Genomic DNA, 24,131 nt, shown 5'->3' on the forward strand with positions numbered 1-24,131 from the left:
CTCGAACTGCTGCCGAAGCCGCTCGGGATACGGGCCGTACTCGCCGATCGGCAGGTACGGCCCGATGAACTCCCATTCCGCATCCGTCAGTTGCATTCGCGTCACGGAAAAAGATCTACCGGTCCAGGGCCTCACCACGAGGGCAAATCGACAGATTGATCACGACCCGATACGCGTCCTAGTTGCTTCTCCGAGACGGCGGTGACCCGGAAGCCCTTGTTCGGGACGGTGTCGACCAGGCCCTCCTTGGCGAGGTCGAGCATCGCCACGCGCACCGGTGTCGCGGAGACGCCGAAGCGGGCGAGGCCGGGCGCGGAGTACACCTCGCCGGGGCGCAGTTCACCGGCGATCAGCGCGGCCCGCAGCGCGTCGGCCACCCGCTCCCGGTAGCTGGGCTTCCTGCCGCCCAGCGTGGGCAGGGCGGGAGAGTGCTGCGGGGCCATGGTGTTGTGTCCTCCTCCTCGGTCACCGGTCATTATGGGCGCGGGCTACAGCACGAACCCCGCCGGGAAGGGGTCCTCCGGGTCCAGCAGGTACTGCGCGGTGCCCGTGATCCAGGCACGGCCGGTGAAGCCGGGCAGGACCGCCGGGCGGCCGGCGACCTCGGTGGTGCCGAGCAGGCGTCCGGTGAACCGGGTGCCGATGAAGGATTCGTTCACGAAGTCGGTGTGCAACGGCAGTTCGCCCCGCGCATGCAGTTGCGCCATCCGCGCGCACGTGCCGGTGCCGCAGGGCGAGCGTGGTACCGGCCGGCACGTCCCGACGCACTCGGGACCGGCTACACCCGGCTCCCGGTCGCCGTGTCCGCCGACAGCCGCTGGGCGACGTAGATCGGAACGACGGAGAGCAGGACGAGTACGGCCGCCACCACGTTCACCACCGGCGCCTGCTGCGGCCGGGTCATGTTGTCGAAGATCCAGATGGGCAGGGTCTGGATGCCGGGCCCGGCGGTGAAGGTGGTCACCACGATCTCGTCGAAGGACAGCGCGAAGGCCAGCAGCCCGCCCGCGAACAGCGCCGAGCGCACCAGCGGGAAGGTGACGTCGGCGAAGGCGCGGAAGGTGTGCGCGCCGAGGTCCATCGCCGCCTCCTCGTACGAACCGGGGGTGCGGCGCAGCCGGGCGACGACGTTGTTGAAGACGACGACGATGCAGAAGGTGGCGTGCCCGACGACCACGGTGAACAGGCCGAGGCCGACGCCGAGCGGTGCGAGGACCGTGGAGAAGGCGGAGTTGAGGGCGATGCCCGTGACGATGCCGGGCAGTGCGATCGGCAGGACGACCACGAAGGAGAGGGCGTCCCGGCCGAAGAACCGGTGTCGGGCCACCGCGAAGGCGATGAGCGTGCCGAGGACCAGGGCGATGGCGGTGGCGCCGAGGCCCGCCTTGACCGAGACCCACAGCGCGTTGCGGGCGCCGGCGTTCTCCCAGGCCACCGACCACCAGTGCAGGGTCAGGCCGGGCGGCGGCCAGCTCGCACTGCGGTCCGGGTTCAGGGAGTTGACCAGGACCAGCAGGAGCGGGACGTAGATCACCGCAAAGCCGAAGCCGGCGGCGACGCGCAGCGCGATGCGCGCGGAACGGGAGAGCTGCATGAGGACCAACACCCCCTTCAGAGGCTGCTGAGGGCGCCCGTGCGGCGCATCGCCAGCAGGTACAGCACGATGACGACGACGGGGACCGTGCCGAGCGCGGCGGCCATGGGCAGGTTGAGTTCGATGTTGGAGTAGACGAGGTTGCCGATCAGCTGCGTCTTGCCGCCGACGATCTGCACGGTGATGTAGTCGCCGAGGCTGAGCGAGAAGGTGAAGATCGATCCGGCGGCGACGGACGGCAGCACCATCGGCAGCACGACCGACCGGAAGGTGCGCCCGGGACGCGCCCCCAAGTCGGCCGACGCGTCGAGGAGGCCGGCGGGCAACTGCTCCAGGGCGGTGTGGATCGGCAGGATCATGTACGGCAGCCACAGGTACGTCAGGGTCAGGACGGCCGCCGGCAGTCCGAACCCGGGTCCGCTCAGCCCGAACGGCTTCAGTATCCAGTCCGCGAGCCCGCCCTGGGAGAGGATCAGCCGCCAGGCGTACACCTTGACGAGGTAACTCGCCCACAGCGGGGTGAGGATCGCGACCACGAGCAGCGGGCGCCACTTCGGCCGCGCGACGCGGGCGGTGTAGAAGGCGAGCGGGAAGGCGATCACCGCGCACAGGGCGGTGACCGTCAGGGCCACGCCCACGCTGCGCAGGACGACCTGGCGGTAGACGGGCGTGGTGAACAGCTCGTGGAAGTTGTCGGTCGACCAGACCTTGACGACCTGGGAGGTGAAGGAGTTCGTCGTCCAGAACGCGGAGACGAACAGCACGGTCAGCGAGCCGAGGTACAGCACGGCCAGCCACAGCAGCGGGGCGGTCAGCAGCAGGGAGAGCCGGAGCCGGGGGCGGCGGTGGAGCACCCCGGCGAGGTGCCGGACGGTGCCCCTGGAGCTCCGCCCGGCGCTCTGCGCGGTGACGGTCACGGCTCAGCCCTTGATCTCGGTCCAGGCCTGCACCCACTTCGCGTACGGCACGCACTTGACGTCCGTACGGCCGTCCAGGCACTGCTGGATGGGGGTGTTCCAGAAGGCGACCTTCTTCCAGTAGGCCGCGTCCGCCGCGTGGTAGGTGGCGCAGAAGTTCTTGTCGCTGGTCTGGTCGCAGGCCTTGGCGTTGGCGGGTGCCTCGCCGAAGTACTCGGCGACCTGGGCGTTGACCTTCGGGGAGACGATCCAGTCGAGCCACTTGTAGGCGCAGTTGGGGTGCTTGGCCTTGGCGGAGATCATCCAGGTGTCGGACCAGCCGGTCGAACCCTCCTTCGGCACCATGGCCTTGACCTTGGCGCCCTCGGAGGAGGCGAGGCTGGCGATGACCTGCCAGGTGGTGCCGATCACGGAGTCGCCGCTCTTGAAGGCGGAGACCTCCTTGAGGTAGTCGCCCCAGTACTCGCCGATGTTGGCGTTCTGCTTCTTCAGCAGGGCGACCGCGGCGTCGAACTGCTTCTGGTCGAGGGCGTACGGGTCCTTGATCTTCAACTCCGGCTTCGTGGCCTTGAGATACAGGGCCGCGTCGGCGATGTAGATGGGCGAGTCGTACGCGGTGACGTGCCCCTTGTACCGGGACGCGTCGTCGAAGACGGCGGACCAGGAGGTGGGCGCGGGCTTCACCTTCTCCGTGTTGTACATCAGCAGGTTGGCGCCGCGGCCGTGCGGAATGCCGTACGCCTTGCCCTTGACGGAGTTCCAGGCCTGCATCTTCAGGTCGCCGAAGATGTCCTTGTAGTTCGGTACGAGGTTGGTGTTGACGGGGGCCGCGTCGCCGGAGGCGATCAGGCGCAGGGAGGCGTCGCCGGAGGCGGAGACGGCGTCGTACTCCCCCGTCTTCATCAGTTTGACCATCTCGTCGGAGCTGGCCGCGACTTTGGAGTGCACCTGGCACCCTGTCTGTTTCTCGAAGTCGCTGACCCAGTCGACCTTGGGGTCGTTGGAGCCGTCCTCGACATACCCGGCCCAGGCGATGAGGTTGACCTGGCCCTCGGTCCTGCCGAGCTTCGACTGCGCCTTGAGGTCGGGGGGGTTGAGGCCGGTGGCCGAGGAGCCGCCCTGGGAGCCGGAGGATCCACAGGCGGTGGCGGCGAGCAGCAGCGCGGCGGCGGCCGCGGCCTTGAGTGTTCGGGTGAGGCGCACGACGTTCTCCCTACGTCAGGGGGTGGATCAGCGGGCGTCGGGGACCTGGACCGTGTGGCGGCGGTGCCACGTCAGGCGGACCCGGGTGTCGCGGTAGGCGGCGACGTCCTCGGCGGAGGTCTCCAGGTTCTGCTGGAGGGCGGTGAGGCGGCCGCCGGCGTCGAGGTCGACCAGGAAGCGGGTGGCGTCGCCCAGGTAGACGGCGTCGGCGACGGTGCCCGTGGCGGTGGCGTGCCCGGGCTCGTCCGCGTCGGCGGACTCCTTCAGCACGCGGATCTTCTCCGGCCGGATGCTGTAGGTGCCGGGGGTGCCGAGGATCCGCTGGGCGGACTCGCCCGCCAGCAGGTTCGAGGTGCCGACAAAGGACGCGACGAACGGGGTCGCTGGGCGCTCGTAGATCTCGGCGGGGGTGCCGACCTGTTCGATGCGGCCCCGGTGGAAGACGGCGATGCGGTCGCTCATCGTCAGCGCCTCCTCCTGGTCGTGGGTGACGAAGACGAAGGTGATGCCGACCTCCCGCTGGAGCGCCTTGAGTTCGACCTGCATCTGCTCGCGCAGTTTCAGGTCGAGAGCGCCGAGCGGCTCGTCCAGCAGCAGCACACGGGGCCGGCCGACGAGGGCGCGGGCGAGGGCGACGCGCTGGCGCTGGCCGCCGGAGAGCTGGGCCGGGCGCCGCTTGCCGAAGCCGTCGAGGCGCACCTCGGCGAGCGCCTTGCGGGCCCGGACGAGCCGTTCGGCCTTGGGCACCTTGCGGACTTTGAGGGCGTAGGCGACGTTCTGCTCGACGGTCATGTGCGGGAAGAGGGCGTAGTCCTGGAAGACGGTGTGGACGTCCCGCTCGAAGGGGGCAAGGCCCGTGACCTCCTGTCCGGCGAGTTCGATCCGGCCCTCGGTGGGCGTCTCGAAGCCCGCGATCAGACGCAGCACCGTGGTCTTGCCCGAGCCGGACGGGCCGAGCATCGAGAAGAACTCCCCGTCGCGGATCTCCAGATCGACCCCGTCCACCGCGGTCGTCTCCCCGAACGTCTTGCGCAGACCGTTCAGCCGGATCGCAACTCCCTCCATGCGGGAACCTTTCTGGCGCTCTCTCACGTTGCACGGAAACATATGAAGTCATAGTTCAAAGCTCAAGATTGTCTCAGGGCAAAGCTTGGGTCAACAGGCAGGGTGGTGGCCGTGAAGCAACGACACGTCGACAGCGGGGCCAGGGAGGTCGGCGGGGCCGGACGGGCCGGCGCGGCCGGCGAACTCGGCGCCCGCAGAGTTGTCTTCGCGCCGGTGGACAACCGGGCACGGGTGGACGCGGTCGTCCGCAGGATCGGCGACGCCATCGAACTGGGGCTGCTCGCCGACGGGGAGCAGTTGCCCGGCGAGAGCGAACTGGCCGGGCAGCTCGGCGTATCCACGGTGACACTGCGGGAGGCGCTCATGGCGCTGCGGCAGCAGGGACTCGTCACCACCCGGCGCGGTCGCGGCGGCGGCAGCTTCGTGTCGCTGCCCGACGTCCCCGGCGAGGAACGGCTGAAGGTCCGGCTACGTGGCTGGAGCACCGAGGAGCTGCGCGACCTCGGCGACCACTGGGCCGCGCTGTCGGGCGCCGCGGCCCGGCTCGCGGCGGAGCGCACGGAGCCGGACGATCTCGGCCATCTGCGGCGTACGGCCGAGGAGTTGGCGCACGCCGAGGAGGCTGCGGCACGCAGCCGGCTGTACGGCCGGTTCCACGTCGAGCTGGCGGCGGCCGCGCAGTCCGCCCGGCTCACCCGGGAGCAGGTCGCGCTGCAGGCGGAGGTCGGGGCGCTGCCGTGTCTCGTGCTCGGGAACGACGAATATCGTGAAGAAGTCGCAGACCGCCACCGCCGCGTGATCTCGGCCGTGCAGGATGGGCTCCGTGATTCGGCCCGTACGCTGGCCGAGCGGTGCATACAGGAGTCGGCGACGCGGCTCGTCGCCCTGCGCCTGGCCCTGTAGCCGTGCCGCGTCCGGCCCCGTCCGCTGGAGGGCGCCATGAGCAGGAGCCCCGCGCTCGTCGGGGCGACGGCCACGACGCGCGGCGCGTCCGCCGAGGAGCACGTCGCGGCACAGGTGGGCCGCGCGCTGGAGGCGGTGTTCGACGCGGTCGCCGAGACCCGTGCCGACACGGCGGCGCTGCTGGCCCGGGTGGCCGCGGAGGGGCGCCGGCCGGCGACCGTCGACCTCGCCGCGCTGCGGCCGGGGCTCCATCTGCGCCTGGCCCGCAAGGAGCTGGTCTCCGGGGTCGGCTTCATCGCCGCTCCGGGGCTGCTGGCCGACGTACCGGCGTGGCTGGAGTGGTGGCAGAGCACCGCCGAGGGAGACGTGCGGCCGCTGCTGCTCGACCTCGACCCGCAGCAGTCGGCGTACTCGGACTACACGCACTGGGACTGGTTCACGCTGCCCCGCGACACCGGGCGGCGGGCCGTGGCCGGGCCCTACGTGGACTACCTCTGCTCCGACGAGTACAGCCTCACGCTGTCCGCGCCGGTGGAGGTGGACGGCCGGTTCGCGGGGGTGGCCGCGGCCGACGTGTACCTGCGGCACTTCGAGGCGGCCGTGCTGCCGCTGCTGCGCAAGCTGCCCGGGCCCGCGCGTCTGGTCAACGCCCGGGGGCGGGTGGCGGCCTCCGCCGACCCCGCGCACCTGGCCGGATCCCTCACCAGGGGGCCGGAGTTCGCGGCGGTGCTGGAACAGGGGCGGATCGGGGAGTTCGACGGGATGCGGTTGGTGCCCTGCCGAGGCGTTCCGCTCGTCCTCGTGGTGGCGGAGAGGTGACCCGGGGACCACGTGGCGCAGGGACCGCGAACTGTGGTGAGCGGTGCCGGAGAAACGGCCGTGGACGAGGGTGGGCACGGCGCCGTCGGCGACCTGAACGCCGACGGTGCCGGGTCAGGATTCGGGGGCCTGCACCACGCTGAGATGGCTTGCCGGGCGCCGGGTGCGCCGCGGCCTGCGCACGACCGCGGCGGGGCGGCGCGTCTCGCGCAGGACCAGGGTGAGCCGCGTGTAGCCCAGGTCCCGCAGGGTTGCCGGGGTCTCGTCGATGATGCGGCAGTCGGTGGCGCCCCAGCGCGGGTCGGGATGCAGCAGCGGGCGAACCGCGCCGTCGGACTCGACGGCCGCCTCGCCGACCGCGCGGATCCAGTGCGGCAGGCCCTGCCGGTAGGCGGCCTCCATGATGGGGTCCTGGGCGATGTCCCGGCGGATCGCCTGCAGCCCGTGGTCGTGGCCGTGGCGCTCCACGGTGGCCGCGAAGTGCGCCAGCATCGGCAGGCACCAGCGCGACTCGTGCTCGCCGAGGACGCTGCCCGCGTCCGGGTGGAACAGGACGAACCGGAGGAAGTTGTCGCTCGGCATGGCCGTCGGGTGCGGGCCGACGGCGCGGAAAAGTGACGCGAACGCGCTGTTGGTCAGGACCACGTCCCAGCGGTGGTCGACGACGAGGGAGGGAAAGGGGACGGCCTCCAGAAGCGTGACGTAGTCCTGCAGATAGGCCTGCGCCTCGGGACTTGCGGGGACGGGCCGCGGCGCCGGCCGCTGCCCTCCTGCCTGAAATGCCATCGGGAGGTCACCCCTCTTGCCTATGCGGCCTTCACGCGGCGCCTTGATCCTGCTGCTGAGACGCATGTGGTGTCAACTATCGTGGCATTTCATGCCGGTTGACGGCTGAAATTGGCCACAGTTGTGGCGAGACCTGGATGTGAGTTCGAACCACCGGCTACTCTCCGGGAAGTTCACGGCAACCGTTTGTGAGAAGCCTGTGAGAGACGTAGGAGATCTGTCGGTGACGGAGGGCTTCGAGGATCCGGGCACCACGGCGTCGGCTGTGCTGCCGGCCGTCGTCGCACGTGTCACCGCGCTCGCCGACCGCCTCGGCGTGCCGCACGCGGAGGTCTTCGACGTCTCCCGCCTGTCCGTGGCCTGCGGTGTGCCGGAACCCGTGGTCAGGGCCCTGCTGAGCGGCCGGCCCGCGGGCGAGCCGGACGTGCAGGCCCGGTTCCTGCAGCGGCTGGACCTGCTGCGCCGCACCCGGCTCAAGCCCAACGGACGGCGTTACACCCAGCAGGAGATCGCCGACGGCGCGGGCATGTCCCGGCAGCAGGCGGGCGCCCTCATCAACGGCGACCGGCGCCCCACCATGGAGCACTGCGACGCCATCCAGCGCTTCTTCCGCGTGCACGCCGGCTTCCTCACGGCCGAGGACCCCGAGGCGCTCGCGGGTGCGCTGCAGCGCACCGAACAGGAACTCCTGCAACGGCTCGCCGACCGCGAGCGGAAGGCGGCCGAGGCCGCCGACGACCCGCTGGAGCGGCTGCTGCAGGACCACGGCGTCCGCGGGATCGCCTGGCGGGCCGCGCAGCTGCCCACCGACCAGCACCGCGACAAGGTCGCCGAGTGGCTGGACATGCTCCTGGAGAGCGTCAAACGGCCCGAGTCGTGATGCTGGGGAGAGCCGTGGGCATCGGCAAGGACATGCGCCGCCTGTGCGGCGAGCTGGTCGCCGAGCTGACGCTGCCGGTGCCGGCGCGGCCCGCCGACCTGTACGCCGCGCTGTGCGACGCGATGAGCAGGCGCCGCGGCCGGCCCGTCCGCTTCCGTACGGCCGCCTTTCCGCCCGGGACCGCCAACGGGCTGTGGCTCGACATGGCCGACCAGGACCTGGTGCTCGTCGAGGAACGCACCGCTCCCGACCACCAGTTGGTGATCCTCGGCCACGAGCTGTGGCACATGAAGGCCGGGCACTGCAGCCATCACGTCGACGGAGTCGCGGTCGCCGCTCGCCTGCTCAACGACGGCGCCGACCTCCAGGCGACGGTCCACAAGGTCGCCGCACGCACCCGCTTCGACGTCGCCAAGGAGGAGGAAGCCGAGACCTTCGGCCTGCTGCTCGCCAGCAAGTGCCGTACATGGCTTGCAGGTTCGTCCCTGCGGGGACCGGTGCAGCGCGACCATCTGGCGGGGCGGATCGAGGCGTCATTGGGGTATGTGGGCCGACGGGCGGAGGGGGACGCCTCCGCCAAGGAACGGCCGCAGGTGAAGTCCGGCTGAATTCCTCACGTCGCGCTGCGTTCGCTCGCCTCGCGCAAGGTGCGGTCCGTCGTGCCGGTGCGGGCGGGGCGGTCGGTTATGGCCGCCGGTGCGGAGCAGGTCGCGCCGCCAGTGGTCGCGGCTCCAGTCGGCGGGGGCGGTGGTGGCGGTGAAGTCCTCGATCAGGGCCACGAAGCGGGCGGGGTCCGTGTGGAACGGGAAGTGGCCCGCGCCCTGGAAGATCTCCAGCCGACTGCCCGGCATCGCCACGTGCGCACGGTGGGCGTGCCGCACCGGCACCACACTGTCCCGGTCGCCCCACAGCAGCATCGTGGGCATGCCCTCGGTGAGGTAGCAGCGGGTCCAACATGGTCACGACCTGGCCGCGCCAGTCGACCAGCGCGCGCAGCGTGCGGATGAAGGCACTGCGCGAGATCTCGTCGGGCAGCGCGTCCACCAGGGTCAGCAACTCCGGTGCGTCCCGGCCCAGTCCGTGTCCAGCAGCTTCATCAGACGTACCGCGAGGCCCACTTGGAGCCACATCCCGGGCAGACGGAGCGTGGACAGCATCAGGTGCGCGCCGGGGAGGGAGACCAGCCGCAGCACCGGGGTTGGCCTCGCGGCCGACACCACCCGCGCCGAGCAGGACGAGCCGCTCGGTGCGCTCGGGGAACCGGTAGGCGAACTGCATCGCCACTCCCCCGCCCAGCGAATGCCCGACCAGTGTCGCCGACTCCACCCCGAGCGTGGTGAGCAGATCGCGCACACCGTTGACGTAGGCGGCCACGGAGTAGTCGGCCCGCGGCTTGTCCGAGGCGCCGTGGCCGAGCAGGTCGGGGGCGATCACGGTGTGGGTGCGGGCGAGGTCGGGGACGAGTCCCGCCCAGGTCGCCGAGGAGTCCCCGATGCCGTGGATGAGGATCAGCACCGGGCCCTCGCCGGCCATGCGGAAGGCACGGCGGTAGCCGTGCACGACCCGGTACTGCAACTGCAGTTCTCCGTCGCCCACCGGGCGCAGCCGTGCCGCGCGCGCCGGGCGCCGGCGCGGAACGTCGACCACGCACGCGCCTTTCGTCGCCGGAGCCGCCGGGAAGCGGCCGAAAGCCGTCACTCCCGCCTAGGACGGCTGTTCCCCAGGGGGTTTCGGGAAGGTTTCGCCTCCGCTAAGCGGGCGAACCGACGCGTAGCGCAGGGGCATTGTCAGTGGTGAGCGGCAAGCTGGAGGGTGCGCCGCCGCAGTGCGGAGGCGCGGGCGCCGTCCGAGTGGCCGGCGCGTGACCGTCCTGACGCCGACCGGGGAGAAGCGACCATGCCGACCGCCGTACTGACCGATCGCGAACGCACCGCCGTCCAGGCCTATCTGCGGCTGCTGCACACGGTGCGCGCCGCTTTCGATGACCCGGCCGGCCCGCCGGACGGTGGCCGACCACCCGTCGTCCCGCCCGCCGTGCTCGCCGAGGCGGAGCGGGCCCTGGCCCGGGCGGGCCTGACGGGCAACGAGGAGGCGTTCTTCCGGCTGCTGCAGAGCTGGTGTCCGCAGCCGTGACCCCGCTGGGCGTACGGGACCCGTGACCTGGGTCAAGCGTGCGACCCGTGACCCGGGGCAGACGTGCGACCCGTAAACCGGGGCAGACGTGCGACCCGTAAACCGGGTCAGACGTGCGGACCCGTGAACCAGGTCGACGTACGGACCCGTGACCCGGGTCAGGTGTGCGGGACCGTCACCGCGGTGGCCACCAGCCCTTGCCGGACGGTCCACCGCCCCTCGAAGTGCGCGAGCCGCCGGCCGCCCACCAGCGGCCCCGGGACGAGCAGTTCGGCGCGGAAGCGGCCGTGCGGTGACGTCCCGGGGTCCGCGTGGAGCTGGATGTCCGCCTCCGCGAAGCCCAGCCACTGCCCGGTCAGGGGGAACCACGCCTTGTAGACGGACTCCTTGGCGCTGAACAGCAGCCGGTCCCAGTGGACGGCGGGCTGCCGCGCGGCCAGGTACCCGAGCCGCTGCTGCTCGGCGGGAAGGGCGACGGAGGGCAGGACGCCGTCCGGGAGCGGGGCGTGGGGTTCGGCGTCGATGCCGAGGGAGGCCAGGTCGGTGGCGCGCACCAGGGCGGCGGCGCGGTAGCCGTCGCAGTGGGTCATGCTGCCGACCAGGCCGTCCGGCCAGCGCGGTGCGCCGCGGTCGCCGGGCAGGACGGGCTGCGGCGGTACCCCGAGCTTCTCCATGGCGCGGCGGGCGCAGGCGCGCACGGCGGCGAACTCGCGGCGACGCTTGGCGACCGCCCTCGCCACCAGTTCCTGCTCCTCGGGGTACAGCGGGGCGGTCTCGGTCTCGTCGTCACCGTGTGCCTCCACGGCCACCACCGACTCCGGGAGCAGCTCCTCGATCACCGGGGTCCGACCTCCATCGGCAGTACGCGGCGCAGCCTGCCCGGTGGTTCCGGGCGCTTGCGCCATTCGCGGGGGTATCCCACCGACACCTCCTCGAAGCGGACGCCCTCGTGCCAGGTGGTCCGCGGAATGTGGAGATGACCGTAGACCATGGCGGTCACGCGGAATCTGCGGTGCCAGTCGGCGGTCAGCCGGGTGCCGCACCACATGGCGAACTCGGGGTACCACAGGACGTCCGTCGGGTGCCGGTCCAGCGGGTAGTGGTTGACGAGGACCGTGGGGAGGTCGCCGGGCAGCTCGGCGAGCCGGCGCTCGGTCTCGGCGACCCGGGCCCGGCACCAGGCCTCGCGGCTCGGGTAGGGGTCGGGGTGCAGCAGGTACTCGTCGTTGCAGACGATGCCGGTGCCGTGCGCGTAGGCCAGTCCCTCGTCCTTGGTGGTGCAGCCGGCCGGCAGGAAGGAGTAGTCGTACAGCAGGAACAGCGGCGCCACGGCCACCGGGCCACCGGGCCCGTCCCAGACCGGGTAGGGGTCCTCCGGCGTCGTCACGCCCAGTTCCCGGCACAGCTCGACCAGGTGCTCGTAGCGGGCGACGCCGCGCAGGGTGACGGTGTCCTTCGGATGGGTCCACAGCTCGTGGTTGCCGGGGGCCCAGACGACCTTGCGGAAGCGGCTCGCGAGCATCTTCAGCGCCCACCGGATGTCGGCCACGGTCTCCGCGACGTCCCCGGCCACGAGCAGCCAGTCGTCGTCCGAGCCGGGCCCCATGCTCTCGACCAGGGCGCGGTTCTCGGCGTAGCCGATGTGCAGGTCGCTGATGGCCAGCAGCCGTCCGGTACCACCGCCGGCCGTCGTCGTCACCTCTCGCCTCCTCCGCGCACGCGAACGGCACCACGACAACACACCCGACGGCATTCGGACAAGGGCGCTCCGGGCCACCGGCGTGCGCTCCGCGGCCGGAAACCACACCGGTGACATGTGCGATCGCACCGGGGCCGGCCCCTCGACGGCAGGATCCGGTGATCGGGGTGAGCACCATCGGCGAATCCGTAACGTGCGCGTTGCACGCCACGGTCCTCGAAAGCCGTATGATCGCCCCAACACCACCGCCGGAACTTTCCCTCGCGCAGGGCGGTTTGGTGTCCCTCCATCCTCCCTGGCCGGGCACGGCCTGCTTCGCCCTGCCCGCACACCATGAAAGGCGGCCTGCATGGTCTCTCGCGTACGCGTCTGGCTCAACCGCACGTACGCGGAGAACGTGTTCTTCATGGATCAGCTGCGGAGAAATCCCAGCGACCGGGCCGTGGAGATCCATGCCACGCACGGCGACGCCGACTCCCCCGTACTGGCCGCCGCCGACACCGCCGAGCTCGAGCCCGAGGGGCTGTCCCCAGCGGCGTACGTCGAGTACGCGCTGGACCAGTGCGCGCGGCGCGGCATCGACGTGTTCGTGCCGCGGCTGCACCAGGCCGCGATCGTGGCGCACCGCGCCGACTTCGCGGCCGTCGGCACCGCGCTGCTGGCGCCGACGCCCGAGGCGGTGGCCGTCTTCGAGGACAAGGCGACGGCGTACGAGGCGGTCCGGTCGGTCGGCGTGCCGGTGCCGCCGTGGTGGCGGGTGCGCACCGCCGACGAACTCCTCGCCGCGGTCGAGGAGGTGGAGGCGGCCGGCCACCGGGCGTGCTTCAAGCCGGCGTCCGGCGCGGGCGGGGTGGGCTTCCGCGTCGTCACCCGCGCCCCCTTCTCCCTCGTGCATCTGAGTGGTTTCCCGAGCCCGTACGTCCCGCTGGACCTGGTCCTCGAGGCCCTGGAGCAGGCGGACGAACCGGTCGACTGGCTGGTGATGCCGCATCTGGAGCAGCCGGAGGTGTCGGTGGACTGCCTGACGGGACCGGACAACCGGATCCGCCTGGCCGTGGGACGCACGAAGAACGGCCGCCGCCGCGGCTTCACGCTGCACGAGCGGTGGCTGGAGCCGGCCCGGCGGATCGCGGAGGGCTTCGGTCTGCACTACCTGTCCAACATCCAGTTCCGGATGTACGGCGACGAGCCGGTGCTTCTCGACGTCAACACGCGTCCGGCCGGCGGGCTGCACCAGCTGTCGCTGTGCGGTGTCAACGCGCCGTGGGCGGCGGTGCAGTTGGCGCTCGGCGAGGATCCCGGGGAGATCGTGCCGCCGTTCCTCGGGCAGGATTACACGGTGGTCTCCGGGCCGCGTCCGGTACGGCCCGTGTCTCTGCCGCAGCAGCGGGCGGAGGAGGTGGAGTCGCTGCTGCCGGCAGTGCCCTCGCCGGCCGCGGCCGACTCCGTCGGGGCTGCGGCGCAGGTGCTGCCGCTTTAGGCCGTCCGCCGGGTGCGGGTCGACGGCGGCCTGTCACGCGGTCCGCCGCGCCCGTGACCGGCATCCCCTCACCGGTATGGACCAATCCTCCCCCAACCCTTGACAGCGCGATTGGTCCATACCAACTTGGTTGCGCACCAACCCGCACTCTCGTGCACCTCCCGAACACCCCCATTCCTCCAGGGAGATCGCGTGCGCAACACACTCGGACGTCCCAGACGTCGGCTCCTTGCCCTGCTCGGCTCCGCGGCCCTGGCGCTCGCCGGGGCCATCGCCCTCCCCGGCACGGCCCACGCGGCCAACATCCTCACCAACCCCGGCTTCGAGTCGGGCAGCCTCTCCCCCTGGACCTGCACCGGTAACCTCGGCTCGGTCGTCTCCTCCCCCGTGCACGACGGCTCCAAGGCCCTCGCCGGCGCGGTGACCTCCAGCGACAACGCCCAGTGCAGCCAGACCGTCGCGGTCCAGCCCAACACGACGTACACGCTCAGCGGCTGGGTGCGCGGCTCCTACGTCTACCTCGGCGTCGACGGCGGCGCCTCGACGTGGACGACCTCGCCGTCGGCGTACAGCCGACTGTCGGTGTCGTTCACCACCGGAGCCTCGCAGACCAGCGCGAACATCTACGTCCACGGTTGGTACGCGCAAGGCACGTACTACGCCGACGACATCAGCCTCGACGGCCCCGGCGGCGGAGGCGGCTCGGACACCCAGGCGCCGACCGCCCCCGCGGGCCTGGCCTCCACCGGCAAGACGTCGTCGAGCGTGTCGCTGAAGTGGAACGCCTCGACGGACAACGTGGGCGTGACGGCGTACGACATCTCCAGCGGTTCCAACCAGGTGCTGAGCGTCTCCGGTACGACGGCGACGGTGAGCGGACTCTCGCCCAGCACCTCCTACACCTTCACGGTCAAGGCGCGGGACGCGGCCGGGAACGTCTCGGCTGCCTCCAACGCGGTGACCGTCACGACGGACGCGGGCAGCGGCGGCGGCACCGGCTTCAAGCAGGCGGCGCCCTACCTGTACCTCGGCTGGGGCGACCCGCCGAGCGCGACCTCGGTGATGAGCGCGACCGGGATCAAGTGGTACACGATGGCGTTCATGCTGGACTCCGGCGGCTGCAACCCCGCCTGGGACGGCAGCCGGCCGCTGACCGGCGGCACCGACCAGAGTGTCATCAACCAGATCCGCTCCGCAGGCGGTGACGTCGTCCCGTCGTTCGGCGGCTGGCAGGGCAGCAAGCTCGGCGCCAACTGCTCCTCCGCGAGCGCGCTCGCCGGGGCGCTGCAGAAGGTGATCGACGCCTACGGCCTCAAGGCGGTCGACATGGACATCGAGAACACGGACGAGTTCGAGAACGAGGCCGTGCAGGCGAAGATCCTGACCGCGCTGAAGACCATCAAGGCCAACAACCCGGGGCTGAAGACGATCGTCACCTTCGGCACCTCGACGACCGGCCCGACGTACTACGGCAACCGGCTCATCGAGCAGGCGCAGTCGCTGAACGCGAACATCGACGTCTTCACGATCATGCCGTTCGACTTCGGCGGCGGTGCCGACATGTACGGCAGCACCGTCAACGCGGCCGAGGGCCTGAAGGCCAAGCTGAAGTCGACGTTCGGCTGGGACGACGCCACGGCCTACTCCCACATCGGCATCTCCGGCATGAACGGCCTGTCCGACCAGCAGGAGAACACCACCCCGGCGATCTGGACCCAGATCCGTGACTGGGCGAACTCGCACCACATCGCCCGGCTCGCCTTCTGGTCGGTCAACCGCGACCGGCCGTGCCCGGGCGGCGGCGTGGTGAGCAACTGCTCCGGCATCAGCCAGAACAACTGGCAGTTCACGTCCATCACGGCCGGCTTCACGGGCTGAGCACACCGCAGACCCTCGATGTCCCCCCGGTTCCTGGGCCGGGGGGACACCCCCTTTCCCCGCGGACTTCGTGCCGGGAACTTTTTTCGTGCAGGGGTGTATCAGGGCGCGGGTCCGCTGCTCTCCATGACAGGGAACCGGGGAACCACCACCGGGGAACCACCACCGGGGAACCACCACCGGGGAGCCACCAGGGGGAAAGCACGGGGGAAAGCACGGGGGAAGCAACGGGGGTTCGGGTCGGTCGGCCGCGGTCACGGGGAGCGACCGGCCGACCCGAGGAAACCCGCCCGGTTGCGCCGTCAGAAGCGGCCCGACCCCCGGTATATCTCCAGTTCACCCTCCAGCTCCACCGCGACCACCGTGGCGTGCGGGTCGAGGTCGGCCGCGGCGGGCGGTTCGATCCACAGCACCCCCGGCGCCTCGTGCAGACCGCCGATGACCCGGTGGGCCAGTTCCGTGCCGCTGCCGAGCACCGTGACGCGGCGCACCTTGCTGAGCAGTCCCCGGACACCGAACGCCGCGCGCGGGGCGTCGAACAGGGTCAGATACAGCGTGCGGCGGTCCGGGGAGAGGGTGCTCGGCCCGTGGTGGTGGCCGGCGGGCAGCCCGCGCACCGTGCCGTACACGGCCTCGGCGTGCTTGGCGATCCAGTCGCCGAGCCCCTCCAGGCGCTCCACCTGCTCGTCCGGGATCGTGCCGTCCTCGCCGGGGGCCCACGTCGAGCAGCAGGTTGCCACCGCCGCCGATCGTCTCCGTGAAGTAGCGGATCAGCTGGTCGACCGACTTGTGGTTGTGGTCGTGGTGCTGGAAGCCCCACGAGTCGTTGATCGTCAGGCACAGCTCCCAGGGACCCTGGGGCGGTATCACGGGCGCGCCCTGCTCGGGCGTCGCGTAGTCGCCCTCGCTGAGCATGCGCGCGTTGAAGATGCAGTCGGGCGAGTACGAGCGGATCAGCGCGGCGAGTTCCCGGATGCGCCACTGCTCCTCGCTGCGGTCCCACTCGCCGTCGAACCACATCAGATCGGGCTTGTACCGGCTCGCCAGCTCGCGGATCTGCCCGTCCCGGTAGGCGATGAACCGCTCCCAGGCATCCAGGTCCTCGAACTCGGCGGCGACCTCGGAGTAGCGGTTGTCCTCCAGCTCCGGCGGGCGGCCCGGCTTGCGCGTGGAGGCGTAGTCGGGGTGGTTCCAGTCCGAGTGCGAGTAGTAGAGGCCGACCTTCAGGCCCTGCTCGCGCAGGGCGTCCACGTAACCGGACAGGAAGTCGCGGCCCAGGTTGAGATCGCCGTAGGCGGTGTCCCACAGGGCCACGCCGTCGTGGTGGCGGCTGGTCAGGACGGCGTACCTGGCGCCGGCCCGGGCGAACAGCTTCGCCCAGGCCCGCGGGTCGTAGCGGGAGGCGGTGAAGCGGTCGAGCTGGGACATGTACTGGTCGTGCGGCACAATGTCGTCGTAGAACGACCAGGACTCCTGGACGCCGTCGACGGCGTAGATCCCCCAGTGGACGAAGATCCCCAACTTGGCGTCGGTGAACCACGGTTGCATGGGCACGGCAGAACTCCCGGGAAGAGAGCACAGAGACTTGGGGCGGGGCGGGCGCGGCGGTGACCGCGCCCGCCCCGGGGGCCGGAGCTATCGGCCGGTGGCGGCGCGCTCCAGACGGAGCGTCAGAATCTGGAAGGGCCGCAGCTCGACGGGAACCGCGCGGTCGCCGTCGGTGCGCACCGGCTCCAGCGGCCGCTCCAACAGGTCGGTGACCTGGGCGCCGGCCAGCGGGAAGCCGGTGCGCAGCACTCCGGTCGCCCGGCCGCCCCGGGACTCGTAGAGCCGTACGACGGCGTCGCCGGACCGGTCGTCGGCGAGCTTCACCGCCTCGACGGTCACGCCGTTGCCCTCGACGGACACCACGGGTTCGGGCGCGCCCGCCGAATCCGCCACCCGCAGCGGCAGGTTGAGGGCGTAGCCCTCGGCGACCGCGTCCTCGATGCTCGCACCGGGCAGCAGCGAGTAGGTGAAGCGGTGGCGGCCCTGGTCGGCCTCGGGGTCGGGAACGCGCGGGGCGCGCACCAGGCTGAGGCGGACCGTGGTGGTCGTACCGCCGTCCTCGCGGACCGTGCGGGAGACGTCGTGGCCGTACGTCGAGTCGTTGATGACCGCGACGCCGTAGCCGGGCTCGCCGATGTGCACCCAGCGGTGGCCGTAGACCTCGAAGCGGGCCGCCTCCCAGCTGGTGTTGGTGTGGGTGGGCCGCTGGACGTGACCGAACTGGATCTCGGCGGAGGAGTGCGGGGCCCGGATGTCCACCGGGAAGCCCGCCTTGAGGAACTTCTCGGCCTCGTGCCAGTCGATCTCGGTCTCGAAGTCGATCCGGGGGCTGCCGGCGCGGAGGGTGATGGTCTGGGTGATCTTCGAGCCCTTGCCGAAGCTCCGCTCCACGCGGATCGCGCCGAGGAGCGGGTCCTCCTCGACCACCGTGACCGACTCGGCGTCCAGCAGGTCCGTGTAGCGGTTCTTGTAGTGCTTGTCGATGTCCCAGGCGTCCCAGTAGTTGGGCAGGTCGGTGTGGAGGCGGAGCAGGTTGCCCTTGTCGGCCAGGACCTCGCGGTTCGCCCGGAGGTCGTATACCGAAGACAGTGTGCCGTCTTCTGCCACCTGTACACGGACGATGCCATTGTCGAGGGTGCGGTCCCTGACCGTCACGGAAGCGGGCACCTGCTCGGCGGACACGGGAGCGGTGCCGTTGGCCGGCACCTCGACGTACATCGGCGCGCCGGCGGCCGTACGGATGACCTCGGCCCGGTCGAACGGGCTCGTGTTGAACACCCGCGTCCCGCCGCCGCCGAGCGCGGCGATCGCCTCGGCCGTGAGCTCCTCCAACTCCGCTGCCACGCGAGCGTATTCGGCCTCCGCCTCGCGGTGCACCCAGGCGATGGACGAGCCCGGCAGGATGTCGTGGAACTGGTGCAGCAGCACCGTCTTCCACAGCCGGTCCAGCTTCTCGTACGGATACACGTAGCCCGGCGCGTGCAACGCGGCCGTCGTCGCCCACAACTCTGCCTCGCGCAGACGGTGTTCGGACCGGCGGTTGCCCTGCTTGGTGCGGGCCTGGGTGGTGTAGGTGGCGCGGTGCAGCTCCAGGTAGAGCTCGCCGACCCAGACCGGTGCGTCGGGGTACTCGGCGCGAGCCTTCGCGAAGAACGCGTCGGGGTGTTCCACCTCGACCTTCGCGGAGCCCTCCAAGTCCCGCAGGCGGCGGGCCCGTTCCATGATCTCGCGGGTGGGGCCGCCACCGCCGTCGCCCCAGCCGAAGGGCGCGAGGGAGCGCGTGGCGCCGCCCTTCTCCGAGTAGTTGCGCACCGCGCGGGCCATCTCCTCGCCACTGAAGCAGGCGTTGTAGGTGTCGACCGGCGGGAAGTGGGTGAAGATGCGGGTGCCGTCGATGCCCTCCCACCAGAAAGTGTGGTGGGGGAACTTGTTGGTCTGGTTCCAGGAGATCTTCTGGGTGAGGAACCACTCGTTGCCGGCGAGCTTGGCCAGCTGCGGGTAGGCCGCGTTGTAGCCGAAGGAGTCCGGCAGCCACACGCCCTTGGTCTCGATGCCGAAGTGCTCGATGAAGAACCGCTTGCCGTGGATGAGCTGGCGGGCCAGGGCCTCGCCGCCGGGCAGGTTGCCGTCGGCCTCGACCCACATGCCGCCGACCGGCGCCCACTGCCCCTTCTTGACCGACTCCTGGATGCGGGCCCACAGCTGCGGGTAGTTGTCGCGCACCCACTCGTACTGCTGGGTCTGGGAGCAGGCGAAGACGAACTCCTCGTACTCGTCGGCCAGGGACGTCACGTTGGAGAAGGTGCGGGACGTCTTGCGCTTGGTCTCGCGGATCGGCCACAGCCAGGCGGAGTCGATGTGCGCGTGGCCGACGCCGGAGACGGTGTGCGCGCTGGCGTGCGCGGGCTTGGACAGCACCGGCCTGAGTACCTCGCGGACCGCGGCCGCCGAGCCGCAGATGTCGTCCAGGTCGAGGACGTCCATGGCCCGGTCGAGCGCGTGCATGATCTCGTGCCGGCGCGGGTCGTGCTCGCCGAGCTCCAGCATCAGCTCGCGCAGCACCTGGACGTCCAGGTCGAGGTGCCAGACCTCCTCGTCCAGGATCGCGATGTCGGCGCGCCTGAAGGTGTAGAGGGGCTTGTCCCCGGCCGTGAGGACATCGCCGAGCGGGGTGGGGCCCGCGAAGTCGTTGGCGAGGATGTCGGGATTGGAGGCCGCCTCCACCAGGTAGTGGATCTCCTCGCCGCCCGCTGCCGGGTTGGCGATCGGCACGTACTGGTTGAGCGGGTTGACCGCCTTCAGGGGGGTGCCGTCGGCGAGGTGGACGAGGGCCTCGGCCTGGTTGCCGGGCCAGTCGCCCACGAAGCCGAGGTCGATGACCGCCTCGACACGCCTCCCGGCCCACTCGGCGGGCACCTGCCCGCGCATCCGGAACCAGGTCGTGCCCCAGGGCGGGCCCCACGGGGTGTCCATGGCGAAGGGCTCGTACGGCGCCGCGTCCGCCTCCTCGAACGGGACCGGCTCCCCCGGTGCCTGCCAGGCCTCGACCTCGAAGGGGACGGTGGCCGCGTAGATCGCGGGCTTGATGCGCTGGTGGTGGAGGCGTTCGACGCGCTCCTCGATCCGGCGGCGTTCGTCGTGCATGGAACAGCTCTCCTGACAGGTCTACTTGAGGTACGCGAGGCCGGGGTGGACGGCGGTGTAGCCGTCGACGAGCCGCCTGGCGACGTTCACGGAGTCGACGAGCGGGTGCAGCGCGAAGGCCTTGACCGCCGTCGTACGGGAGCCCGACCCGGCCGCGGCGAGCACCTCGCGCTCGACCGCCTTGACCGCGCAGACCAGACCGGTGGCGTGGTCCGGCAGCGGGTCGACCGACACCGGGTGCGCGCCGCTCGCGTCGACCAGGCACGGCACCTCGATGACCGCCTCGGAGTCGAGCACCGACAGGGTGCTGCGGTTGCGGACGTTGAGGATCAGCGTGGTGCGTTCGTCGCGGGCGATGGCCCGCATCAGGGCGAGGGCGACCTTCTCGTAGCCGCCGGAGAGGTCGTCGGCGTCGCGTTCACCGGCGCCCGCGGTCTCCCGGTTCTCGGCCATGTAGGTGGCCTCGCGCTCGGCGCGGGTGCGCTCCCAGGCCGCCAGGGCCGAGGCCTCCGGGTTCTTCATCTCCTCGTAGAACCGGGCCTGTTGGTCACGCAGGAAGGCGCCGCGGGTCTTCTCGGCCTCACGGTAGGCCCGTACGGCTTCCCGGTTGAAGTAGTAGTAGTGCAGGTACTCGTTGGGGATCGCGCCCAGGGACTGCAGCCACTCGACGCCGAAGAGCTTGCCCTCCTCGAAGGAGCCGAGCAGGTCGGGGTCGGCCAGCAGGCGCGGGAGTTCGTCCCGCCCGGCGACGCGCAGGCCGCGCACCCAGCCGAGGTGGTTGAGGCCGACGTAGTCGATCCACGCCTCCTTCGGGTTGGCGCCGAGCACGCGGGCGATACGGCGGCCGAGGCCGACCGGGGAGTCGCAGATGCCGATGACGCGGTCGCCGAGGTGGCGGGACATGGCCTCGGTGACCAGTCCGGCGGGGTTGGTGAAGTTGATGACCCAGGCGTCGGGGGCGAGCCGGGCCACGCGCCGGGCGATGTCGACGGCGACGGGAACCGTCCGCAGACCGTAGGCGATGCCGCCCGCGCCGACCGTCTCCTGCCCGAGCACGCCCTCGGCGAGCGCCACCCGCTCGTCGTTCGCCCGCCCCTCCAGTCCGCCGACGCGGATCGCGGAGAAGACGAAGTCGGCGCCGCGCAGGGCCTCGTCGAGGTCGGTGGTGGCGGTCACCTCGGGTGCGTCGGGCACCCCGGCCGCCTGCTCGGCCAGCACCCGGGTCACCGCCGACAGCCGCCCGGCGTCGAGGTCGTGCAGCACGACCTGGGTGACCCGGCCCTCGGCGCGGTCGCCGAGCAGCGCCCCGTACACGAGCGGCACCCGGAATCCGCCGCCGCCCAGAATCGTCAGCCTCACGCCTGTACCTTTCCCGCCACGACCACCTCGACGCCCGCCTCCTGCAGCGAGGAGTGCGTCGCCGCGTCCACCGGCGCGTTCGTCACCACCACGTCCAGGTCCTCGGGACCGCAGACCTTCGCCATGCCCGTGCCCGGGAACTTGGCGGAGTCGGCGAGCAGGACGATCTTGTCGCCGGCCCCGATCATGGCCCGCTTCACCGGCACCTCGACGACGGTCGTGTCCATCACCTGCCCGCCCGGCCGCACTCCACTGGTACCGAGGAAGAGCCAGTCCGCGTGGAGCTGGCGCAGGTTGTCCTCGGTGAGGAAGCCGACCAGCGAGCGGTACTCGCGGCGGACCATGCCGCCCAGCAGCACCAGTTCGATGCCCTCGTCGTCGGCGAGCTCCTCGTAGACCACCAGGTTGCTGGTGATCACGGTGAGGCGGCGGCCGTGCAGCTGCCGGGCGAGCCGGTAGGCGGTGGTGCCGATGTCCAGCAGCACCGACTGACCGTCCTCGACCATCGCCGCCGCGTGCGCGGCTATGGCGTCCTTCTCGGGCACGCGCACCTCGGCGACCTCGGCGAAGGGCTGGTCGCCCTCCTCCACGACGGCGCCGCCGTGCACGCGCGTGAGCAGGCCGTCCTCCTCCAGCTTGACCAGGTCGCGCCTGATCGTGGCGGGGCTCACCCCCAGTTGCTCGGAGAGATCGGTCACGGCCGTGGGGCCGCCGGAGCGCAGGGCCCGCAGGATGAGTTGGTGTCGTCGTTCTGCCAGCACGCCGTGAACACTACTCGTCATCTTCAATCATTTCTATGCTCGATTCCGCTCGACTATTGACCAATCCCGCGGCGGAGCGCACGATTCCGTGCACCGAATTTGAAGGGTTCTGACGAGCGGGCCGGGTCCCCGGGCTTGCTTCCGACCGAGAGGACGTGCGCGTGGACGACGACCGGCCCGACGTGCTGCTGACCGGGCTGCTCTTCTACGACCTCGTCCTCACCGGACTGGGCAAGCCGCCGACGCCGGGCGAGGAGATCTGGACGGCGGGCATGGGCTGCGGCCCGGGCGGCATCGCCAACCTGGCGGTGGCCGCCGCCCGCTTCGGCCTGAAGACCTCGCTGGCCACGGTCTTCGGCGACGACTTCTACGGCGCGTACTGCCACGAGCTCCTCGCCGGCCAGGAGGGCGTCGACCTCTCGCTCTCCCGCGCGGCGGACGGCTGGCCCACCCCGGTCACCGTCTCCCTCGCCTACGGCCACGACCGGGCCCTGGTCACCCACGGCCAGGAACCGCCGTTCTCGCAGGACGTGCTCATGGACGACCCGCCCGAGGCACGCACCGCCCTGGTGCACATCGAGGCCGAGCCGCGCCAGTGGCTCGCCAAGGCCGCCGCCAACGGCACGCACATCTACGCCGACGTCGGCTGGGACCCGACCCAGCAGTGGTCCGCCGACCTCCTCGACCAGCTCTCCCTGTGCCACGCCTTCCTCCCCAACGAGACCGAGGCCATGGCCTACACCCGTACCGACAGCGCGTCCGCCGCGCTGGGCACGCTCGCCGAGCTGGTTCCGGTCGCCGTGGTGACGCGCGGCGGCGACGGCGCGGTGGCGGTGGACCAGACGACGGGCGAGTACGCGGAGGTCCCGGCCCTCGACATCGACGTCCTGGACGCCACGGGCGCCGGGGACGTCTTCGGCGCGAGTTTCGTCGCGGCCTCGCTCGGCGGCTGGCCGCTGGGCGTGCCGGGAGCCCGAGCAGGCCTTCGAGATCATCACCTGGATCCTGAACGCGGCCAACCAGGCCCGGGGCTTCGTCGACGCCGGGCTCTTCCCCTCCACCCCCGCCTCGTACGGCCTGAAGCAGCTGCGCGAGCCCGACCCGTTCTTCGGCGGCCAGATCACGATGGACGTCTTCGGGCCCGCCGCGCAGAAGATCGCGGTCGCCTACAACAGCCCGTACGACGTGGCGCTCGGACAGCCCCTCAAGGACGAGATCAAGAACGTCGGCGTCCTCGGCAAGGACCCGAAGAAGGCCTGGAGTGACGCCATGAGCAAGTGCCGGCGTATCGCGAAGCACCTGGGGGTGAGCTACTGATGGCCACCGTCCCCGCACTGGAGAAGCCCCCGGCGGCCCTGGCGGACACGCCCGCCGTGCAGCCCAGGAAGGGCTGGCGCACGTACTGGCACCTCTATGCCGCGATCTCCCCGTTCTACCTGCTCTTCCTGGGCTTCGGCCTGATCCCCGTCGGCTTCTCGCTGTACGTCTCGCTCCACCGCTGGGACGGCCTCGGTTCGATGGAGTGGGCGGGTCTTTCGCAGTACCAGTACCTGCTGAGCGACAGCGACTTCTGGAGCTCGGTCGGGAACACGATCGTCATCTGGGCGCTGGCCACCTTCCCCATGGTCTTCCTGGCGTTGGTGACGGCCGTGATGCTCAACTCGGCGGTCCGCTTCAAGAACGTCTACCGCTTCGCGTACTTCCTGCCGAATGTCACCTCGGTGGTCGCCGTCGCGATCATCTTCGCTTCGGTGTTCTCCACCAACTTCGGCCTGGTGAACGCTCTTTTGCAGGCCGTCGGTCTTGACCAGGTGGCCTGGCTGAACACCCCGTGGGGCATCAAGGTCGCCGTCGCCACGCTGATGACCTGGCAGTGGACCGGCTACAACGCGATCATCTTCCTCGCGGGTCTGCAGACCATCCCGAGCGAGCTGTACGAGGCGGCGCGCATGGACGGCGCAA

At 71.0% G+C, this 24,131-nt stretch carries 19 protein-coding genes and 4 pseudogenes; 9 read left to right on the top strand and 14 right to left on the bottom strand.

Annotated features, from left to right (window positions below):
• Positions 1 to 179: 179 nt before the first annotated feature.
• The 6 genes and pseudogenes from ABZV31_RS34875 to ABZV31_RS34900 form a co-directional block, all read right to left on the bottom strand.
• Positions 180 to 443: pseudogene (locus ABZV31_RS34875) on the bottom strand (GntR family transcriptional regulator); the annotation flags it as partial.
• Positions 444 to 488: 45 nt separating this feature from the next.
• Positions 489 to 740 (bottom strand): annotated as a pseudogene (locus ABZV31_RS34880) (proline racemase family protein); the annotation flags it as partial.
• Between the two features lie 38 nt (positions 741 to 778).
• The gene (locus ABZV31_RS34885; protein ID WP_355900862.1) at positions 779 to 1,594 is read right to left on the bottom strand and encodes an ABC transporter permease; all 816 of its coding nucleotides are present in this window, start codon (positions 1,592 to 1,594) and stop codon (positions 779 to 781) included.
• Between the two features lie 17 nt (positions 1,595 to 1,611).
• Positions 1,612 to 2,511, bottom strand: coding sequence for an ABC transporter permease (locus ABZV31_RS34890; RefSeq protein ID WP_355900863.1), 900 nt, complete (start codon positions 2,509 to 2,511; stop codon positions 1,612 to 1,614).
• A 3-nt stretch (positions 2,512 to 2,514) separates the two neighbouring features.
• Positions 2,515 to 3,714: an ABC transporter substrate-binding protein gene (locus ABZV31_RS34895; protein WP_355900864.1), complete on the bottom strand. Its 1,200-nt coding sequence runs from the start codon at positions 3,712 to 3,714 to the stop codon at positions 2,515 to 2,517.
• Between the two features lie 27 nt (positions 3,715 to 3,741).
• Positions 3,742 to 4,779, bottom strand: coding sequence for an ABC transporter ATP-binding protein (locus ABZV31_RS34900; RefSeq protein ID WP_355900865.1), 1,038 nt, complete (start codon positions 4,777 to 4,779; stop codon positions 3,742 to 3,744).
• Between the two features lie 213 nt (positions 4,780 to 4,992).
• On the opposite strand from ABZV31_RS34900, the gene ABZV31_RS34905 reads away from it, so the two are divergent.
• Positions 4,993 to 5,682: a GntR family transcriptional regulator gene (locus ABZV31_RS34905; RefSeq protein WP_355900885.1), complete on the top strand. Its 690-nt coding sequence runs from the start codon at positions 4,993 to 4,995 to the stop codon at positions 5,680 to 5,682.
• Positions 5,683 to 5,718: 36 nt separating this feature from the next.
• Entirely contained in the window at positions 5,719 to 6,501 is a 783-nt protein-coding gene (locus ABZV31_RS34910; RefSeq protein ID WP_355900866.1) for a cache domain-containing protein, read from the top strand.
• A gap of 114 nt (positions 6,502 to 6,615) precedes the next feature.
• Here ABZV31_RS34910 and ABZV31_RS34915 read toward each other — a convergent pair whose 3' ends face one another.
• Entirely contained in the window at positions 6,616 to 7,287 is a 672-nt protein-coding gene (locus ABZV31_RS34915; protein WP_355900867.1) for a hypothetical protein, read from the bottom strand.
• A gap of 223 nt (positions 7,288 to 7,510) precedes the next feature.
• Here ABZV31_RS34915 and ABZV31_RS34920 point away from each other — a divergent pair, with 223 nt between their 5' ends.
• Positions 7,511 to 8,167 carry a helix-turn-helix transcriptional regulator gene (locus tag ABZV31_RS34920; protein ID WP_355900868.1) on the top strand — a complete coding sequence of 219 codons (657 nt, stop codon included), beginning with the start codon at positions 7,511 to 7,513 and terminating at the stop codon, positions 8,165 to 8,167.
• 32 nt (positions 8,168 to 8,199) lie between these two features.
• A complete protein-coding gene (locus ABZV31_RS34925; protein ID WP_355900886.1) occupies positions 8,200 to 8,775 on the top strand; it encodes a toxin-antitoxin system, toxin component in 576 nt (191 codons plus the stop codon).
• A gap of 76 nt (positions 8,776 to 8,851) precedes the next feature.
• Here ABZV31_RS34925 and ABZV31_RS34930 read toward each other — a convergent pair whose 3' ends face one another.
• Entirely contained in the window at positions 8,852 to 9,814 is a 963-nt protein-coding gene (locus ABZV31_RS34930) for an alpha/beta fold hydrolase (RefSeq protein ID WP_355900869.1), read from the bottom strand.
• A 249-nt stretch (positions 9,815 to 10,063) separates the two neighbouring features.
• Between ABZV31_RS34930 and ABZV31_RS34935 the strand changes: the two genes are divergently transcribed.
• On the top strand, positions 10,064 to 10,300 hold the full coding sequence (locus tag ABZV31_RS34935) for a hypothetical protein (protein WP_355900870.1): 237 nt from the start codon (positions 10,064 to 10,066) through the stop codon (positions 10,298 to 10,300).
• Between the two features lie 158 nt (positions 10,301 to 10,458).
• Here ABZV31_RS34935 and ABZV31_RS34940 read toward each other — a convergent pair whose 3' ends face one another.
• Positions 10,459 to 11,139: a 4'-phosphopantetheinyl transferase superfamily protein gene (locus ABZV31_RS34940; RefSeq protein ID WP_355900871.1), complete on the bottom strand. Its 681-nt coding sequence runs from the start codon at positions 11,137 to 11,139 to the stop codon at positions 10,459 to 10,461.
• Complete coding sequence (locus tag ABZV31_RS34945) at positions 11,136 to 11,999, bottom strand: metallophosphoesterase (RefSeq protein ID WP_355900872.1); 864 nt, start codon at positions 11,997 to 11,999, stop codon at positions 11,136 to 11,138. The genes ABZV31_RS34940 and ABZV31_RS34945 overlap by 4 nt, the downstream gene beginning before the upstream one ends.
• A gap of 349 nt (positions 12,000 to 12,348) precedes the next feature.
• On the opposite strand from ABZV31_RS34945, the gene ABZV31_RS34950 reads away from it, so the two are divergent.
• Both ABZV31_RS34950 and ABZV31_RS34955 read left to right on the top strand, forming a co-directional pair.
• Complete coding sequence (locus tag ABZV31_RS34950; protein ID WP_355900873.1) at positions 12,349 to 13,479, top strand: ATP-grasp domain-containing protein; 1,131 nt, start codon at positions 12,349 to 12,351, stop codon at positions 13,477 to 13,479.
• Between the two features lie 192 nt (positions 13,480 to 13,671).
• Complete coding sequence (locus tag ABZV31_RS34955) at positions 13,672 to 15,357, top strand: carbohydrate binding domain-containing protein (RefSeq protein WP_355900874.1); 1,686 nt, start codon at positions 13,672 to 13,674, stop codon at positions 15,355 to 15,357.
• A gap of 302 nt (positions 15,358 to 15,659) precedes the next feature.
• Here the strand turns inward: ABZV31_RS34955 and ABZV31_RS34960 are convergent.
• The 4 genes and pseudogenes from ABZV31_RS34960 to ABZV31_RS34975 all read right to left on the bottom strand — a co-directional run bounded on the left by ABZV31_RS34960 (position 15,660) and on the right by ABZV31_RS34975 (position 22,169).
• A pseudogene (locus ABZV31_RS34960) lies at positions 15,660 to 16,911 on the bottom strand (alpha-L-fucosidase).
• A gap of 81 nt (positions 16,912 to 16,992) precedes the next feature.
• Positions 16,993 to 20,049: a glycoside hydrolase family 38 C-terminal domain-containing protein gene (locus ABZV31_RS34965; RefSeq protein WP_355900875.1), complete on the bottom strand. Its 3,057-nt coding sequence runs from the start codon at positions 20,047 to 20,049 to the stop codon at positions 16,993 to 16,995.
• Positions 20,050 to 20,070: 21 nt separating this feature from the next.
• Entirely contained in the window at positions 20,071 to 21,408 is a 1,338-nt protein-coding gene (locus ABZV31_RS34970) for a 6-phospho-beta-glucosidase (protein ID WP_355900876.1), read from the bottom strand.
• On the bottom strand, positions 21,405 to 22,169 hold the full coding sequence (locus ABZV31_RS34975) for a DeoR/GlpR family DNA-binding transcription regulator (protein ID WP_355900887.1): 765 nt from the start codon (positions 22,167 to 22,169) through the stop codon (positions 21,405 to 21,407). Before ABZV31_RS34975 ends, ABZV31_RS34970 begins: the two co-directional genes overlap by 4 nt.
• Before the next feature lie 161 nt (positions 22,170 to 22,330).
• On the opposite strand from ABZV31_RS34975, the gene ABZV31_RS34980 reads away from it, so the two are divergent.
• A complete protein-coding gene (locus tag ABZV31_RS34980) occupies positions 22,331 to 23,434 on the top strand; it encodes a PfkB family carbohydrate kinase (protein ID WP_355900877.1) in 1,104 nt (367 codons plus the stop codon).
• A 51-nt stretch (positions 23,435 to 23,485) separates the two neighbouring features.
• Positions 23,486 to 24,130 (top strand): annotated as a pseudogene (locus ABZV31_RS34985) (sugar ABC transporter permease); the annotation flags it as partial.
• Between the last annotated feature and the right edge of the window lies 1 nt (position 24,131).

Source organism: Streptomyces sp. NPDC005202 (assembly GCF_040608235.1).
In the GTDB taxonomy this organism is placed as follows: domain Bacteria; phylum Actinomycetota; class Actinomycetes; order Streptomycetales; family Streptomycetaceae; genus Streptomyces.